A 17,265-nucleotide genomic window follows, 5' to 3' on the forward strand; every position below is an offset into this window, starting at 1 on the left:
CTATTTCTTTACAGTTGACTTGTTCAATAAATATATCAAAAATCCCATAATCGCCGGTAAAAGAAGATTCACCAGCCACACTATTAACGACGCGAGGATTAGTCCTTCATTTTCAAAACCTAACATGGCATAAACGCCCACAGCAACGCCTTCTCGCACTCCTACATTTCCTGCAAATCCAATTGGAATAATGGTAGAGACCAGAAAAACTAAAGGGATGATTTGTAAATGATCTACCAAGGACAATTCTGGACAAAAATAGTGTGCTGCAAACGCAAATTGAAAGGTGAAAATGGCATATCGCAATAAGGAGTCTCTTCCGAGAAGAATTACAAGGCTAGCATTGATGGGTTGATTGAAAATTTCCCATTTTCTTTTTGCCATCCATATCAAAACCAAAGCTCCGATAATCATCCCAAAAGCAAGCCCATTCCATTTCCAGTTTCCCAAAGAGATATCCTTCCAATAAATAACTAAAGAGACCGCCCCGAACAACAAGGTCATAAACATCTGAGAAATATTATTTAGCGCCAATGGCAAGATTAGACTCACACTTTGCTTTCTTCCTGCAGCCCACAATACCGAGGCTGCAAGTCCCATTTTATTCGGTAGGCCAAAACGTAATGCCAAGCCTCTGCTTATTCCCAATTGCACTGCCTTAGAATCCAAATCAACCTTTGCAAATTTCAGACAGTTGAGCACCTTATTAATTTCCAATCCAAGATTAAAAGGCAATAGCAAAAGCAACACCCCCAATAAGGACCAGGAAAATTTATCCAATGCGTAATATTCATGCTCTAATCTTGACCAGCCGATAAAATAGAATAAGCAGCAAATTGTTAATGGAAATGCTATCCATTGAAAAATTCTAAGCAAAGGCTTAGTAGATTTGTAGTGAGTTATATGGCGCAATCCAATTCTGAACAAATAATTCTAGGTATAGACCCCGGAACCACAATTATGGGTTACGGTGTAATTAGCGTAAGAGGCTCAAAGATACAATTAGTGAATTACGGTGTTATCAACCTGACGAAATACAAGAGTCATGAGTTGAAGTTAAAAACCATCTTTGAGCGAGTAACGGGCCTAATTAACAGTTACACCCCAGATCATCTAGCTATTGAAGCTCCCTTTTTCGGTAAGAATGTTCAGTCTATGCTTAAACTGGGGAGAGCCCAAGGAGTAGCAATGGCAGCAGGATTGGTAAGGGAAATTCCTATTAGTGAGTACGCACCCAAACAGATTAAACTTGCGATTACAGGATCGGGAACCGCATCTAAGGAACAAGTTGCTGGGATGTTGAAGCACATTTTTGGACTAAAAGAATTACCTCAACACCTGGATGCCACCGACGGGTTGGCCGCTGCACTTTGCCATCACCATGCACTGCAAAACAAAATTCCAGCTGGAAACAAGAAAAATAATTGGGGTGCATTTTTAAAGAACAACCCCAACCGGTTGGGTTAAGCTTTTCCTGTTAGCTTGTAAGCCGTGTAACCTATCCATTCATGAAAAAGGGTTTCCCATTTGTGAAAAGCATCGACAGAGGGAAATAAAATGTATTCAAAATCGGGTTTGGGGGGCCCCGCTTTATGGTCTACTGGAAAAGGGAAAACCGAAATATTCTCTTTGTTAAAACAGGCCAAAGACCTGGGCATGTGAAAAGCAGAAGTAACCAACAACCACTTTTTACCTTCCCAATTATTTTCTTGAATAATTCTTTTAGTATTTACCGCATTCTGGTAGGTATTCCTTGATTCAGGCTCGTATATAAACTGACCCGTATCCAATTTAGCCTGACCTAGAAAGGCCTCCATAAAAATAGCTTCCTTCTCTTTTGGCTTATAGATATTCCCAGAGCCTCCCGTTATAATTACCGGCTTTAAACCTCTATCTCTTGAAATTAAAATGCTTTGCATTATCCTATCAGAAGACGATCGGAATATTGGCCTTTCTGCATCGGGGAAATACGATGAAAATCCCCCTAGCAAAATCAGCCCTTCAACATCTGCAGGAATCTCGTGGTATTTTATTGGATCGGGCTCATAGGAACGAAAAATAAAATCCACCAAAAACTGGTTCGAAAACAAGTAGGAAATGATTACAAAACCCAGCCAGAACTTTCTGGAATTTCTCTTTTTCCAAGCGCCAAATAACCCTCCAAAAAACACCCATAATATAGGCTTAACGAGAAAATGCAGGATCTTACTTATTACAAAAAACATCAGTTAACTCTTCTCCTTATTTTATGAACTCCACTATTAAGTAGAACCGCCGCCACAATGATAAAAATACCCACGATATTAAGTAACAATAAGCGCTCATCGAAAACAAAATAACCTATCAAAATGGCGTAAATGGCACCAATATATTTTACCGGAGTTACTTTGCTGGTTTCATCGCTATGCAAGGCCTTGGTCATATAGATTTGCGCCACCTGGGTTCCGGCACCAATAATTAGCAAAAAAAGCCAATCCCACCCATGTGGCTGTACCCAGTCGAAAAGGCACCAAACAGCCATAATAGGAGTTGCTATAAGAGGGAAATACAATACTACCTGAACGGGTTTATCGGTGTCTTTACATTTTCGTACTGCGTTATAGGCCAAGCCGGCAAAGATGGAGGACAAAACTCCCAAGCCCAGATAAAACCAACTTAGATTTTTATCGAATCCTTTTATAATAACAACACCCAAAATGGCCATAGCGAAATACACCCACTGGGCAGGCTTTACTTTCTCTTTGAGTAGAAAAATGGCAAGTATTGCGGTAAATAAGGGACTTAAATACTGAATCGAGACAGCATTGGCTAAGGAAATATTCTGCAGCGTTATAAAGAAAAGGGTAAGTGCGGTAACCCCTGCGAATCCACGAATTACCAACCACTTTCTGTTATTTCCCCAAATGGACAAACCCATTTTTTTAATGGTAATAATGCAAAGCGTAAGGGAAATTATAGATCGAAAAAATATTAGTTCGTGAGCCGGTATGTGATTCAGAAATTTCACGAAAGTATTTACCAAGGCAAACATCGTGGTAGAAATCAACATAAAAACCAGACCCTTTTGCGGGCTCGTTAATTGCATTGGGCAAAAGTACTTGGTTTATACCATTGAGACTAATTCCTTTTTACAATAGCGGCGGGGTAGACTGAAGCCCCCTCCAAACGGCGGCATCCCTTTCATAAACGTCATTCAAAAAGTATACCTCGGTGTCCGATTTTCCTTCTACCGTGAGATAAGTAAGATGCACTTTGGGTTTTCTATCTAATCGGATGGTCCTTGTAATTCTTTCCGAAACCATTTCCTGCAAGCGAGGGAGCGAATAATTCTCAGAATCCAGAAGAATCTCCGCTAATTTCAAGGGGTATTGCACCCGAATACACCCTGAACTAAGAGCCCTATCTTCTTGCGTAAAGAGCGATCTAGATGGGGTATCGTGGAGATAAATGCTGTACTTATTCGGGAACATAAACTTAACATCGCCAAGGGCATTATCAGGTCCAGCAGGCTGGCGATATATTAATCTTTTTGCTTCTGGAGAAGTCCAGTCTACAAATTCTGGTAGCACCCGCTCTCCCCGAGAATTATACAGCTCAATTCCTTTCTTACTAAGATAATTGGGGTCTTTTTTAATTCCAGGTATCACATCCTTACTCAAAATGGTTGGGGGTACAGTCCATGTGGGGTTTATCACCAAATATTGCATGGTAGAACTAAATACAGGGGTTTGCCTAGCTGGCTTTCCGGCAATAACCCTGTGGGTGGAAATTTTATTACCCCCATCTATTAAATCTAAGCGGTAGGCAGCAATATTTACGTGGATGTAGTAGTCCCCCAGATTACGCTCCAACCACCTCCATCTTTCAAGGTTAATTTTTATCATCTTAACCCTTTCTGCAGGGGTAAGGTTAAGGGCTCTCATCGTTTTAGGACCTATAACTCCATCGGGGTTTAGCCCGTGCAACTCCTGTATTTTACGCACCCCATTTACCAATGTGGAATCATAAAAACTATGATTTGCTCCTAAAGTAAATTCGGCAATTGGCAAACCGGAAATGATGGCAACACGCCTACGGATTTTTATAATTTGATTGTGGCTGGCTCCAGGTTTAAAACTTTCTGGAATGGATATAATTTCCCAGGCCTGATCTTGAAGTTGACTCCAATAGTATAACTCCATTTTAAGGAATCTATACTCAGCCTTTTTTGGTGTAGCGGCCCTCAAAATTTCCTCAAATGGGGCTCCACTACGATAATAATCCAGTAAGGCCTTTGGATTACCATCGGCCAATGAAATATCCCAAATGGGGTGTAGTGTTTCGGGGTTTAGTTTTCCATGAAGCAAGTGAGAAGTAAAAAGTAAAAATGCATCGGTGAGGGCAATTTCTATTCTTGCCAATCTTTCTTCTTCATACGGCCAAGGATTTATGGCCTTGGTGAGTGAGTTTAGATGATAGTCAGTTGGAATTAACCCATCTAAGTGCGAAAGCGCAACATAAGATAGAAATTCTTCGGCACGGCGTTGATTCCAAATGGGATATGGTGCATTAGAATACACCTCTCTAACGGCTTCGGCACAATAAACTGGCTCTCCATAAACCGAGAAAGAACCAGATTTAGAGGCGCCAATAATGGCCTTTATTCGCTCGGGAACATTTTGGTCAGATCCTAACGCGGTGCCAGCCCAAAATATAAGAGCAATTAAAAAAGAAAGTTTACTAGGTGTTTGGCTGTAAAATTTTAGATTCATTCAGATAGCTTTCATCTGGATAATATATAAAAAAGCAAGTACGCTCCTTTATTGTATTGATGATTGCCTTATGATTTGCGACAGGTACCGCAGGACAGCCATGGCTGCGACCTAATCTTCCATGTTGGTTTACAAAATCCTTGCTTACATACTTTGCACCATGTAACACAATGGCTCTATCTCTTGCATTGTTGTTCCACCCCTCTTCAAGTCCATCTAAACGTAGAGACAAACCATGCTTACCATGATACGTTTTAGCCGTTCTATAAAATCCGATGCTACTTTGATAACTCTCTGGAGTATTTGAAAATGACTTGGCATATAAATTACCAGAGTTTCTTCCGTGGGCCACAAGAGATTGGAAAAGCACCTTTTTAGTCTTTAAATCGATAATCCACATTCTTTCTTCAGACGAAGGAAGAGAAAAGTCCACAATAGTAATCAAGCTCTTTTGCTCACTAATTTCCCCGCTAAACTGTAAGTTTCTAAACCCTTGAATCGCTAATTCGAAAACCTCAATTTTAGGTCTAGAGTTAGTCCACTCAATTGCGTTGTATGCGCGGTGTGCTAATTCGGTTGGATTGGAGGCGATGATGGTTGGGGAAACTAAAAGACTTCCGATAAAGAAAGCCAAAACAGTTGCTAGCTTCATTAAGGTAATTGTGGTTAATTGTTTGTTGATGGTGCTTAATTTTATTCCTTTTTTATTCCTTTTCAGGCCCTACAAAAATACGTTGAAAAACAAATACAAATAGCTGATTATCAATTATTTTCGATAAGCGGTTAACATAATCGGATTAAACACGAAAAAACACTAAGTTTATTGCGTTGCCTTAGCTGACTACAGTCATGTTTTATTCCTGATTCTTCTCATATCTCCTTGTTTTTCTGGCGAGTAGCGAGACTATATCGCCGCTCATCAAACAAAGCAATTAAATCCCTTGCAAGCCTTATATTTGCGAGTCGAAAAATCAGACTATGGAAACTGTAGCTCCTTATAAACCAAAAAATAAAATCAGAATTGTAACTGCTGCCTCCCTTTTTGATGGGCATGATGCTGCCATAAATATTATGCGCAGAATTATCCAGAGTACTGGAGCAGAAGTTATTCACCTTGGACACGATAGAAGTGTTGAAGAAGTGGTTAACTGCGCAATTCAAGAAGATGCACAAGCTATTGCCATGACTTCCTACCAAGGGGGGCATACCGAATATTTTAAATACATGTTCGACCTGCTTAAAGAAAAGGGCGCAGGACATATTAAAATCTTTGGAGGTGGTGGTGGAACCATACTACCCGAGGAAATTAAAGAGCTTCACGAGTATGGAATTACCCGTATTTACCATCCGGATGATGGTAGAGAAATGGGGTTACAGGGTATGATTAACGATATGTTGGAGCAATGCGATATTCCAACAGGTCAAAGTTTAAATGGAGAAATTTCCCGTTTATCTGGAAAAGACCCTTTGGATATCGCCCGACTGATCTCTGCTGCAGAAAACAACCCAGAAGGGGCAGCAAAAGACCTAGACACAGTTCATAAGGAAGCTGAAAATACCGCAACTCCAATATTGGGCATAACCGGAACCGGAGGAGCTGGTAAATCTTCTATGGTTGATGAGCTAGTTAGACGCTTTTTGGTTGATTTTCCAGATAAAACAATTGGGGTTGTATCTGTAGACCCTTCGAAAAGAAAAACTGGTGGTGCCCTATTGGGAGATAGAATTAGAATGAACTCCATTCGAAATTCTCGTGTTTACATGCGTTCATTGGCAACACGTCAAAGTAATCTTGCCCTTTCTAAGCATGTAAAAGAGGCAATCTCCATTCTAAAGGCTGCGAAATACGACCTAATTATATTGGAAACCTCTGGAATTGGCCAGAGTGACACCGAAATCCTAGATCACTCCGACGTTTCTCTTTATGTTATGACTCCAGAATATGGAGCGGCAACGCAGTTGGAGAAAATTGACATGTTGGACTTTGCGGATATTATTGCGCTTAACAAGTTCGACAAACGAGGAGCTCTAGATGCCTTGAGAGATGTGAAAAAGCAATACCAGCGCAACCATCAACTTTGGGATAAAAACCCAGATGATATGCCGGTGTTTGGAACCATTGCTTCTCAATTTAACGATCCAGGTACCAACAGCTTGTACAAGGCTATCATGGATGTTTTGGTTGAAAAAACAGGAGCCAACCTCAAATCCAGCTATGAAATAACCGATGAAATGTCTGAGAAGGTATTTATCATTCCTCCTCAGCGTACAAGATATCTAACCGAAATAACCGAAACGGTTCGTTCTTACAATCAATGGGTGGTTAAGCAAGCTGAAGTGGCTGATAAGTTATATGCCCTAAATGCTAGCGTTATCAATTTTGGTGGTCCTAATCAGCTGGAAGAATCTCCTGAGAACTACACCGGAGATAACAGCGACATCGTTAAAACATTGATTGCAGAGTTCGATCGCATTAAGTTAGATCTAGATCCACACAACTTTAAAATCCTTCAGGATTGGGATAGTAAGAAGGCGAGATACAAGGCAGACGAATACATCTTTAAGGTTAGAGATAAAGAAATTAGAATTAAAACCCATACGGAATCCCTTTCTCATAGTCAGATTCCAAAAGTTTCTCTTCCTAAATACAAAGCATGGGGAGATGTTTTACAATGGGTTCTTCAAGAAAATGTACCGGGTGAATTCCCATACACGGCTGGAATTTATCCTTTTAAAAGGGAAAACGAGGATCCTACAAGAATGTTTGCTGGGGAAGGTGGACCGGAAAGAACCAACAGAAGATTCCACTACGTATCGAAAGGAATGCCAGCAGCTCGTTTATCTACGGCATTTGATTCGGTTACCCTTTATGGAAACGACCCGGATTACCGACCAGATATCTACGGAAAGGTTGGAAACTCGGGAGTATCTATTTGCTGTCTTGATGATGCCAAGAAACTGTACTCTGGATTCGATTTATGCGCTCCAACAACTTCGGTATCGATGACCATCAACGGGCCAGCTCCTATGCTTCTTGGGTTTTTCATGAATGCCGCCATAGACCAACAATGTGAAAAATACATTAAGGAAAATGGTTTGGAGCAAGAAGTGCAGACTAAGCTGAAAAAGATCTTTGCAGAAAAAGGTGAAGAACAACCAAGGTACAATGGCGACCTTCCTGAAGGAAATGACGGATTGGGTCTTATGTTACTAGGAACCACTGGAGACCAAGTGCTTCCTACAGATGTTTACCAAAAAATTAAAACCGAAACACTTTCTCAAGTAAGAGGTACTGTTCAGGCAGACATTCTAAAAGAAGATCAGGCTCAAAACACCTGTATTTTCTCTACAGAATTTGCCCTTCGTTTAATGGGAGATGTTCAGCAATATTTCATTGAAAAAAATGTAAGAAACTTTTACTCTGTTTCTATTTCTGGATATCACATTGCCGAAGCTGGTGCCAACCCGATTACTCAGCTTGCCTTTACCCTGGCTAACGGGTTTACCTACGTTGAGTATTACTTAAGTAGAGGTATGGATATCAATAAGTTTGGTCCCAACCTTTCTTTCTTCTTCTCTAATGGAATAGACCCGGAGTATGCGGTAATTGGACGTGTTGCCCGTAGAATTTGGTCTAAGGCTTTAAAGCAAAAATACGGTGCTAACGCACGTGCTCAAATGCTTAAGTACCACATCCAAACGAGTGGAAGGTCGCTGCATGCTCAGGAGATTGACTTTAACGATATTAGAACCACGCTTCAGGCGCTTTACGCGATTTACGATAACTGTAACTCACTACATACCAATGCTTATGATGAAGCCATTACTACACCTACCGAAGAATCGGTTCGTAGAGCTATGGCTATTCAGTTAATCATTAATAAAGAGCTTGGATTAGCGAAAAACCAGAATCCAATTCAAGGTGCCTTTATTATCGAAGAATTAACCGACTTGGTTGAAGAAGCGGTAATGGCTGAATTCGACAGAATTACCGAACGTGGAGGTGTATTGGGTGCAATGGAAACCATGTACCAACGAAACAAGATTCAAGAGGAGTCGCTATACTACGAAACACTTAAGCACACTGGAGAATTCCCGATTATTGGGGTGAACACTTTCCTAAGTTCTAAAGGTTCGCCTACGGTACTACCGAAGGAGGTAATTAGAGCAACTACAGAAGAAAAAGAATTCCAGATTAATACCTTACAAAGCCTTCACAAAAGGAATGAAGCTAAAGCGAAAGAGGCAATTAAAGAGCTTCAAGATGCGGCTATACAGAACGAGAATATGTTCGAACGACTAATGGATGTTACCAAAGTTTGTTCTTTAGGTCAAATTACTGATGCCCTATTCGATGTGGGTGGTCAGTACAGACGTAATATGTAATTATTTGCAATGAAAAGGAAAAAGGCTGACTCGTTGAGTCAGCCTTTTTTCGTTAGTCTTTTTGGAAGATAAATCGGGTTATATAAATCCCTTTTCCATCTTTATCTCCAGCATCGCTTTCCACACCACTGGTTACAAAAACTAATTTCCAACCCTGTTGTGCAAGGCTAGAAATGCGGTCTCCGATAAGAGCATCATTAGAAGCAATATTTTGGAAGTTTATACCCACTCCAGAGTAGAAGTTAAGCAGCTTGGTTTCTTTTAAATCATCAATTTTAAGATCCTTTCTACGCACTTTTCCTTGTTTGCTATCCTGGCCTTCGGTCCTTTCTGTAGTTGCAGCCTCTGAATCCACATCTTCCGCCGCTTCAATGATTCTGGATCTACCTAGCCCCATTGGAACAATAGATTCTACAACGGTAACCACCTTAAATTCTTGGGCCATAGCATCTACACCAAAGAAGCATACAGCAATGAGCCCCAGTAATAACTTTTTCATACGATTTGAGTTTGCATTTGTCCCACCAATTTAATGCCAAACTCAGTTGAAAATTAAAATAGCCCAAATTTTAGTTGGTAATACCAAATTACATCGGGACCAAAAGAGCGAAAGAATTTTTGTACTCCTGGGATATCCGATCCTTCAAAATCTAAAATCATTAGGGTTTCAGAATGCTTGTTAACGAGGTAATTAAGTAAAAAAGGCATTGCATAATGTTCTGGACCAATCTCGGTAGAAGCCCCATAAACATTATAAATGTATCTGTCGTCAATAAAGAAATACGAAATATTTAAAAGCTCATTTTCAGCATTTAACACCTCGTAAATTATCCCTGAATCATTCTCTAGCCCTTTTTCGAGCACGGTTCGAATTCGAGCAAAATCACTCGATTTCAAATTCGTTTTTTGGGCTAATTCTTTTTGGGTGAGATCCATTAAACCCACAAGGTTTTCGGTAGCCCTTACTTTTAAATTAAGCGGAATCGTCCTTTTTAGGTTTTGCTTAAGTCCCCGTCCAAAATCTCTGTAAATTTCTTGGTAGGGACGATTCAAATGCAACTCCATATTAATACGGTGGGGCATTCCTGCAATATCAACATCGAGAAATGGACCTTGCTGATAAAACCTTACATATTTCCTTTTAAGAAAGCTTAAAACCCTATGATATAGTACCCCATCTATTTTACCGAGGGGACCTAATTGCTGACTCAAAACTGGTTGATACACCTGTTTTAAACCAAAGAGTTTACGATTATATGGAAGGGGCCAAATCCATTTGTAATTCTCGCCTATTAAGGCATCCCAACGAGAATCGGTAACGGCATCGAGGTACCAAGTTTGCCAATAGATTTTACCACCGGGTAGTGATTTCACCTTTTCATTCCATCGATCCTCATCGATTTCTGTTCTGGATAGAAAGCAAAATTTAGATTGCAAGCCGAATAGAATTTTTACAAATAAAACCCTTCCTTTTTAGGAAAGTGGCAATTAAACATATTTTTGAAACATGCGTTGGCTAAGACTACTTTTTAGATTCTTCTTTTTCGTAACCGTTTCTTTAGTTATCTCCATCCTCCTGCTCCTCCTAAAAATACTGGGAGCACCATTTAAATGGCTATTTGGCATTTTCAATCTCTGGAAAAACCTAATGAAATGGGGACTGGGGATTAAAGTACTTACCGAGGGGAAAGTACCCAAAAGTCCCGGAGTAATTATGGCAAACCACAGATCGTATGTAGACATCCTTTTAATTTCTTCGAAAATTCCAGCTGTTTTTGTCGCCAAGGCATCGGTAAAAAACTGGCCCATTATTGGCTGGGGAGGAAATGGTCTTAGTACAGTTTGGGTAAACCGATCGAGTAAAGAGAGTAGAGCAGAAACCAGAGCGCAGCTTAAAAAGCGGTTAGCTGAGGGAAAATCAGTTATTATTTTTCCAGAAGGAACCACCATTCGCGGACCGGAAACACTTCCCTTTAAACCAGGTATGTTTCACACGGTAGCAAAGGCAAAATTGCCGATTTATGGGCTGGCAATTGAATATGAGAACCCGAAAATTGCCTGGGTGGATGACGATTTATTCCTGCCCCACTTTTTTGAGATTTTCAGCCAGAAATCCATCCCGGTTAAAATTAAGTTTTCAGATCCCATGGTTAACCAAGATGGGGAGCAATTGCGCGCTCAAACCCAAAATTGGATAAACGATACCATAATGGGCTTCAGATCAGAATGGGATCAATAGATTATGATTCTTTTACATCCTATCTGCCCAAGGCTCGTTAAATTCGTAGCTCAATAATAAAGCATGCAAAGAATCTTATTCCCCCTACTTTTAATAGCCTCACTTATAATTGGAGGCAGTGTACAAGCCCAAAAAAAATCCAAAAAAGAAGACCCTGCTAAATACGGCATGGACGATGATTATAAACTTCCAAAAGGATTAAAACTAGGAAGTGACCTACCAGAATTTACCACAAGCACATCTAGTGGAACGGAAATTAATTCTGAAGATTTAATAAAAGAAGGACCCGCCGTAATTCTGTTTTTTAGAGGTAATTGGTGCCCAGTTTGCAGTAAATATCTAAGTAACCTCAACGATTCCCTACAACAAATCACATCACTTGGTGCCAAAGTTTATGCTATTTCACCTCAAAACAAAGTGGCTAACGAAACTGCTGCCAATAAAGCCAAAGGCAACATCATTTTTCTAAATGATGAAAATGCGCAAATAATGAAAGCTTTTGATGTAGACTTCAAGGTCTCGGAGAAATACGACCAAAAAATTAAGATGTTTTTGAATACTGATATTGCAGAGTTTAACGGGATGGAAAATGCCTTGTTACCCGTTCCTGCCACCTTTGTTTTTGATCAGAGCGGAGAATTAGTATTTCGCCACTTCAATTTCAATTATAATCGCAGAGCACACACCAAGGAAATTATCAACGCAATTAAGAATATCAAAACCAACTAACATGAAATTAATCTCTTGGAACGTAAATGGAATAAGGGCTGCTGTAAAAAAAGGAGCCATTGCGGATTTAAAGGATATGGACGCAGATGTATATGCGTTTCAAGAAACCAAAGCCACTCCGGAGCAAGTGCAGGAGGCCTTGGCTGAGTTAGATGGATACGAAGTATTTGCAAATGGTGCAGATAAAAAGGGATATTCAGGTACTGCTGTGGCGATTAGAAAGTCGCTAAACAGTAAATTTTGGAAGGATTTGGACCACGAAGAACACGATGGTGAAGGTAGAGTGGTACACGCCGAGTTTGAGAACTTTATTCTGGTGAATACTTATGTTCCTAATTCAAAATCTGCCTTAGAGCGATTGGATTACCGTCAGGAGTGGGATGCCTACTTATTAAAGCATCTTAAGGAGTTGGAAACAAAGAAACCAGTAGTACTCTGTGGCGACCTTAATGTGGCGCATAAAGACATAGACTTGGCTCGCCCTAAGGAGAACTATGGTAAATCTGCTGGATTTACGCAGGAAGAAATAAACGGGATTGATAATTTCGTTAATGGAGGCTTTGTGGATAGTTTCCGCCACTTACATCCAGATAAAGTGCAATACACTTGGTGGAGCTTCCGCGGAGGTGCAAGACAAAGGAATGTAGGCTGGAGAATTGACTATTTCTTGGTTTCGGAAAAACTAAAACCTCAAATTTCCGATGCATTTATCATGGACCAGATCATGGGGTCGGACCACTGCCCAGTTGGTCTTATTCTTTCCTAAGCTCCAAAAAACTGAGCCACGATACTGTGTATCTTTTGCTCTAGTAGCGGCTTATTCTCAAAATAAGAAATACTTTCAATCTGCTCGGCACGCTGTCTGTCATCTGGGTTTAGAGATGTGGTTAGCATCACCACAATTTGCTCACCCTTTTGTTCCGGTGGTAACTGTTCGTAGTGCTCCAAAAATTCCCATCCGTTCATACCTGGCATATTGATGTCTAAAAATATAATCTGAGGCTGTGGATAAACACCATTAACAGGAGTACTTAAGTAATCCAAGGCCTCCTGGCCTCCCATCGCGATGTCAACCTGTTCACATATCTGTGCTTTGGTAAGGATGGTTTTATGCAGGAAATTGTCTGCACGGGAGTCATCCACTAGTAAGATTCGGTCCAATTTTGTCATTCCGGCGTAATCTAATGATCTAATGAAGGAATTTGTTTTTTCTTTAACGTTAATTTGCCCTGACATTGCTAAGAAACTCTTTTTAATTTAATTCCAACGGTTTGCACCCTGCAATTAATTAGTTGGGTAATATAAATTTGATAAATAAACGAGTTGGGAGATTAAAATTCCGATGAAATGGAGTATTAATCGGTAAAACAGATTATTAATAAAATTTGTTTAAAGGCTAAAAGAGCTAATATTTAAACTTTGCAGCTACATATATGTTTTTAAAAAAGAATATTTCAATTCCCTCCCTTGCTATTTTAATCCTACTTATTGGCACCATAATTGGCTGTGGAAAAGGAGAACCTATGGTTCAAAACATATCTATACCAGATGATATTAGCTTTAGAGGGATATCCATTAGTGAGGAGGGAGAAATTTGGCTTTCAGGCAGCAAGGGGACGATACTATACAAATCGCAAAAAGGGGCAGAATGGTCCAAAAGTATAATTCATCCCGAAGCAGAAATAAGATGCATAAAGGCGCTGGATAATTCAACCGCCATAGCTTGTTCTGCAACCGAACCCGCCGCTGTATTTAAAACAAGTGACAAGGGAAAAACGTGGAACAAGGTATTTGAGGATAGCACCGCATTTTTTGACGCTTTGGTTATGGATAGTGCGGGCTTGGGATACATACTTGCCGATCCCATGAACGGCAGATTTAAGATATACCAAAGCAAGGATTTTGGTAACTCCTGGACCGCCATTCCAGACAGTTTACTTCCTGAAGCGGGAGAAAATGAGTACGCCTTTGCTGCATCTAATCAAAGTGCAATTCAAATTAAAAACGGGTTGATTTTTGTAACTGGTGGTGCTTCGGGAGCTTTTATTCATGCGGGCATCCCCACCGAGGGTAAGTGGAAAAAAGAACATTTGGCGCTAAACGCTGGCGAAGCTTGTGGAGCCTTTTCCCTTGTAAGAAAGGGTGACGACCTTATGTTAGGAGGAGGATGTTATAACGATATTTCCAACTCGGAAAGAAATATGTTATTCAGCGATAATCTCGGCACCCAATGGTTTAGCCTACCAAAAGGTCCGGTAGGATACATTTCCTCCATGGCGTTTTTAGGAGACAAATACCTTTTCTCTGCCGGAGACTTGGGACTACAGTATGCCTTACCTCGCTACCGAAAGTTTGTCCTAATAAAAGACACGGAGGGCCTTAACGCTATTACCTGCAACAACCAATTTTGTATTGCAGCAGGGAAAAAAGGAAAAATATTGTGGGTTGAATAACCCTTGTAACTTTACTACGTCTTAATCGTAAATACCTACAATCCCAACCTATGAAATTAGTTTCAAGCTTAATATTTACAGTTTTTGTTTTGCTTAGCATTAGTTCCTGTAAAAAACTAAATGTTGACGGGGAATATCAACCTACCTCCTCTACCTATAAATCAGAACAATTTCTTTCTCAGCGAAAACAACCACTAGATACCATTAAGTTCGAAATCAAAGAATCTCAAGAAAGAGATACCATTATTGTATTCCCCGACGGAAACCAGATTCGATTTAACTTAAAAGAGAGCATTAAGGATCTTTGGGGTAACCGAATTACCGGAAATATAGAGTTCCATTATAAGGCGGCATTAACTCACGATGAAATCATTTTCGAGGATAAACAAACCGTAGCCAATTACGAGCCGCTTGTATCTGCTGGTGCTTATTACTTTAAAGTGAAAAAAGACGGTCAAACCCTTAAGCTTGAAAACTATGAGATTTCCTTAAAGGTAGAATCTCCCCAGGACCTGGATACAGAAATGGAAGTATTTCTCCCAAGCGAAACGCCTAATGGACAATTTACATGGCAAAATGAAACAGTTCCTCCCGAGTCAATGCGTTTCTTGTTTGCAAATGACACGGTAACCAATCCTGATAGCACCATCTCATCTAGAAATTATTGGGCCTATTCTCCTACCCTAAACGATACCCTGGGGTGGATGAACTGTGATAAATTTTACAACTTAAACGCCCCTCGTACCGTATACACCTTGCGTTTTCAGCAAGAAGACATCCAGCTATTAGATGACATGGCAGTTTATGTGGTATTTAAAAATTTTAGAGGGGTAATGCGAGCCTATAGAAATGGAGATCAATTTGAGTTGAGATCTATTCCCATCGGAGAACCCATTTACGTGGCCGTAGTGGCATTTCAAGGCATAGACCTATACTTTGCCTCATATTCTACAACAACGCGCGCAAATCATATAGATAATGTGGAAATGCAAGAGGCTGATGAGGAATCGGTAATTCAAGCTTTAAAAAATCTTCAATAGCAAATATTCATAATCAAAAAACCCCGTTCCGGAAATTCCGAAACGGGGTTTTTTATTTGAATTAATCTTATCTGGCTATCTCTAATATTTCGAATGGGATAACGCCACCTGGTGTTTTAATTTCAACTTTAGCTCCAACAGCTTTCCCTAATAACCCTTTTCCGATCGGCGAGTCGATAGAAATCTTTCCCTCTTTTAGGTTTGCCTCACTTTCGGCAACCAAGGTATAAGTGATTTTCATATCATTTTTAAGGTTCTTAATGGTAACCTTTGATAGGATGAACACCTTGGAATTATCAACTTGGCTTTCATCAATTACCCTTGCATTGGCAATTAGATCCTTAAGCTTAGAGATTTTTAATTCTAGCAATCCTTGAGCTTCTTTAGCCGCATCGTATTCTGCGTTCTCAGATAAATCTCCTTTATCTCTTGCTTCAGCAATTTGTGCTGAAATCTTCGGACGCTCGATAGCCTCTAATTGGTGAAGCTCATCTTGCAACTTCTTTAATCCGGCTTCTGTATAATATGTTACTTGTGACATGTGTTAACTAACTTATATAAATGCAAAAGAACCCCTAAAAGGGGCTCTTTTGAACTGCAAATATAAAAATTAAAAGGTCTTACAGAGATAAGTTCAATCCAATAGAATTTATTCCATCAAACGGATTGGATGGCTGGTAACCATAATCGATTGAAAGGAAGCTTCCATTGCTATTCATAGGAATTTTTATAGATGCTCCTACTGCCAAACCAGTATGTGCTCTTAAGTTGCTCTTGTTTTCTTGAGACTTACGCTCAAGGCTATAACCAGCTCTTAAGTTAAATCTGTCGTTAAAGTTATACTCAAGACCTGTAAGGATTTCGTCTCTAATAAAAGAGTTAGAAAGGAAAGATCCATTGAAAGTTAACTCGTGGTTTTCTGCTAACAAGAAATCGTAAGCAAAACCAAGGTTAATAGATGCTGGTAATTCAGCTCCTGCTGTTCTTTCAAAGAAAGATCTTTGGTTTTCCGAACCGTCTTCTGCTTGTACAGCTAAACCGTCCCCTTCGTATGCGTATGATGGTCCAACATTTTTAAGAGAGATACCAATTCTAACATTGTCTCTATCTCCAGTTACGTAACGTATACCAGCGTCAAAAGCCATCCCAGAACCACGGGTGTTCGCAATAGATTCCTGGTGGAATCTAAATGTAATACCCCCGTAGATACTGTTAGAGAATGCTTTGGCATAAGAAATACCAATGTTAGTCATGGTTGGAGAGAAAGTTCCAATACCACCATCAGGTTGATCGGTAGTTGTTCTAGTGATATCACCAAAATCCATAGACACCACGTTAAAACCAATAACAGAAGACTCTCCAAGCTTTTGGCCAAAACCTAAAGCTGCATTTCTAATTCCAGCACCACCCATATAGTTGGTAGTAGAAAAAAGAATATCCGTGTTATTGATAAAGGCCAAACCAGCAACGTTGGTAAAAATTGCCTCAGAACCAAAAGAACTCGCTACGTTACTTCCCATTAAACCAATAGAACGCGACCATGGGTTTACTAGAAGTTGTGGAGCTCCAGCCTCCCCGGCTCTATCCGGATTCCCGGAAAAAGCCGTAAGAGCTGAAAATAAAATCGCTGAAAATATGCTTAGTTTTTTCATAGCTTCTTTCTAAAT

The 17,265-nt window shown here is 40.0% G+C and carries 17 protein-coding genes; 7 read left to right on the forward strand and 10 right to left on the reverse strand.

Translation table 11 applies throughout. The features are described from left to right. Nucleotides 1–780, reverse strand: a complete 780-nt coding sequence (locus tag FRX97_RS06185; RefSeq protein ID WP_147014321.1) for a lysylphosphatidylglycerol synthase transmembrane domain-containing protein — start codon at nt 778–780, stop codon at nt 1–3. 123 nt (nt 781–903) lie between these two features. Here FRX97_RS06185 and ruvC point away from each other — a divergent pair, with 123 nt between their 5' ends. Continuing rightward, the gene (gene ruvC, locus FRX97_RS06190) at nt 904–1,467 is read left to right on the forward strand and encodes a crossover junction endodeoxyribonuclease RuvC (RefSeq protein WP_147014531.1); all 564 of its coding nucleotides are present in this window, start codon (nt 904–906) and stop codon (nt 1,465–1,467) included. Here ruvC and FRX97_RS06195 read toward each other — a convergent pair. The 4 genes from FRX97_RS06195 to FRX97_RS06210 are packed head-to-tail and all read right to left on the reverse strand — an operon-like array spanning nt 1,464 to nt 5,403. Beyond that, nucleotides 1,464–2,225, reverse strand: coding sequence for a YdcF family protein (locus tag FRX97_RS06195; RefSeq protein ID WP_147014322.1), 762 nt, complete (start codon nt 2,223–2,225; stop codon nt 1,464–1,466). The two genes, ruvC and FRX97_RS06195, sit on opposite strands and share 4 nt — an antisense overlap. Next, complete coding sequence (locus FRX97_RS06200) at nt 2,225–3,085, reverse strand: DMT family transporter (RefSeq protein ID WP_223266576.1); 861 nt, start codon at nt 3,083–3,085, stop codon at nt 2,225–2,227. Before FRX97_RS06200 ends, FRX97_RS06195 begins: the two co-directional genes overlap by 1 nt. Before the next feature lie 43 nt (nt 3,086–3,128). Then, a complete protein-coding gene (locus tag FRX97_RS06205; protein ID WP_147014324.1) occupies nt 3,129–4,751 on the reverse strand; it encodes a L,D-transpeptidase family protein in 1,623 nt (540 codons plus the stop codon). Then, on the reverse strand, nt 4,720–5,403 hold the full coding sequence (locus FRX97_RS06210; protein ID WP_147014325.1) for a murein L,D-transpeptidase catalytic domain family protein: 684 nt from the start codon (nt 5,401–5,403) through the stop codon (nt 4,720–4,722). Before FRX97_RS06210 ends, FRX97_RS06205 begins: the two co-directional genes overlap by 32 nt. A gap of 326 nt (nt 5,404–5,729) precedes the next feature. On the opposite strand from FRX97_RS06210, the gene FRX97_RS06215 reads away from it, so the two are divergent. Then, the gene (locus FRX97_RS06215; RefSeq protein ID WP_147014326.1) at nt 5,730–9,137 is read left to right on the forward strand and encodes a methylmalonyl-CoA mutase family protein; all 3,408 of its coding nucleotides are present in this window, start codon (nt 5,730–5,732) and stop codon (nt 9,135–9,137) included. A 52-nt stretch (nt 9,138–9,189) separates the two neighbouring features. Here FRX97_RS06215 and FRX97_RS06220 read toward each other — a convergent pair whose 3' ends face one another. After that, nucleotides 9,190–9,636 carry a hypothetical protein gene (locus tag FRX97_RS06220; RefSeq protein ID WP_147014327.1) on the reverse strand — a complete coding sequence of 149 codons (447 nt, stop codon included), beginning with the start codon at nt 9,634–9,636 and terminating at the stop codon, nt 9,190–9,192. Nucleotides 9,637–9,689: 53 nt separating this feature from the next. Beyond that, nucleotides 9,690–10,574 (reverse strand): hypothetical protein, encoded by an 885-nt coding sequence (locus FRX97_RS06225; RefSeq protein ID WP_147014328.1) that lies wholly within the window; start codon nt 10,572–10,574, stop codon nt 9,690–9,692. Nucleotides 10,575–10,644: 70 nt separating this feature from the next. Here FRX97_RS06225 and FRX97_RS06230 point away from each other — a divergent pair, with 70 nt between their 5' ends. The 3 genes from FRX97_RS06230 (at nt 10,645) to FRX97_RS06240 (ending at nt 12,871) form a co-directional block, all read left to right on the forward strand. Further along, entirely contained in the window at nt 10,645–11,376 is a 732-nt protein-coding gene (locus FRX97_RS06230) for a lysophospholipid acyltransferase family protein (RefSeq protein ID WP_147014329.1), read from the forward strand. 63 nt (nt 11,377–11,439) lie between these two features. Continuing rightward, nucleotides 11,440–12,105 carry a peroxiredoxin-like family protein gene (locus FRX97_RS06235; RefSeq protein ID WP_147014330.1) on the forward strand — a complete coding sequence of 222 codons (666 nt, stop codon included), beginning with the start codon at nt 11,440–11,442 and terminating at the stop codon, nt 12,103–12,105. A 1-nt stretch (nt 12,106) separates the two neighbouring features. Next, nucleotides 12,107–12,871 (forward strand): exodeoxyribonuclease III, encoded by a 765-nt coding sequence (locus FRX97_RS06240; protein ID WP_147014331.1) that lies wholly within the window; start codon nt 12,107–12,109, stop codon nt 12,869–12,871. On the opposite strand, the gene FRX97_RS06245 is transcribed toward FRX97_RS06240, so the two are convergent. Continuing rightward, entirely contained in the window at nt 12,868–13,341 is a 474-nt protein-coding gene (locus FRX97_RS06245; RefSeq protein ID WP_223266577.1) for a response regulator, read from the reverse strand. The genes FRX97_RS06240 and FRX97_RS06245 overlap by 4 nt on opposite strands. A gap of 197 nt (nt 13,342–13,538) precedes the next feature. Here FRX97_RS06245 and FRX97_RS06250 point away from each other — a divergent pair, with 197 nt between their 5' ends. Together FRX97_RS06250 and FRX97_RS06255 are read left to right on the forward strand one after the other, a co-directional pair. Next, nucleotides 13,539–14,558, forward strand: coding sequence for a WD40/YVTN/BNR-like repeat-containing protein (locus FRX97_RS06250; RefSeq protein ID WP_147014332.1), 1,020 nt, complete (start codon nt 13,539–13,541; stop codon nt 14,556–14,558). A gap of 50 nt (nt 14,559–14,608) precedes the next feature. Further along, on the forward strand, nt 14,609–15,598 hold the full coding sequence (locus tag FRX97_RS06255) for a hypothetical protein (protein ID WP_147014333.1): 990 nt from the start codon (nt 14,609–14,611) through the stop codon (nt 15,596–15,598). 67 nt (nt 15,599–15,665) lie between these two features. Here FRX97_RS06255 and greA read toward each other — a convergent pair whose 3' ends face one another. Together greA and FRX97_RS06265 are read right to left on the reverse strand one after the other, a co-directional pair. Next, nucleotides 15,666–16,139 carry a transcription elongation factor GreA gene (gene greA / locus FRX97_RS06260; RefSeq protein WP_147014334.1) on the reverse strand — a complete coding sequence of 158 codons (474 nt, stop codon included), beginning with the start codon at nt 16,137–16,139 and terminating at the stop codon, nt 15,666–15,668. Nucleotides 16,140–16,218: 79 nt separating this feature from the next. Beyond that, entirely contained in the window at nt 16,219–17,250 is a 1,032-nt protein-coding gene (locus FRX97_RS06265; RefSeq protein ID WP_147014335.1) for a PorV/PorQ family protein, read from the reverse strand. Between the last annotated feature and the right edge of the window lie 15 nt (nt 17,251–17,265).

Source organism: Luteibaculum oceani (genome assembly GCF_007995015.1).
Classification (GTDB): domain Bacteria; phylum Bacteroidota; class Bacteroidia; order Flavobacteriales_D; family Luteibaculaceae; genus Luteibaculum; species Luteibaculum oceani.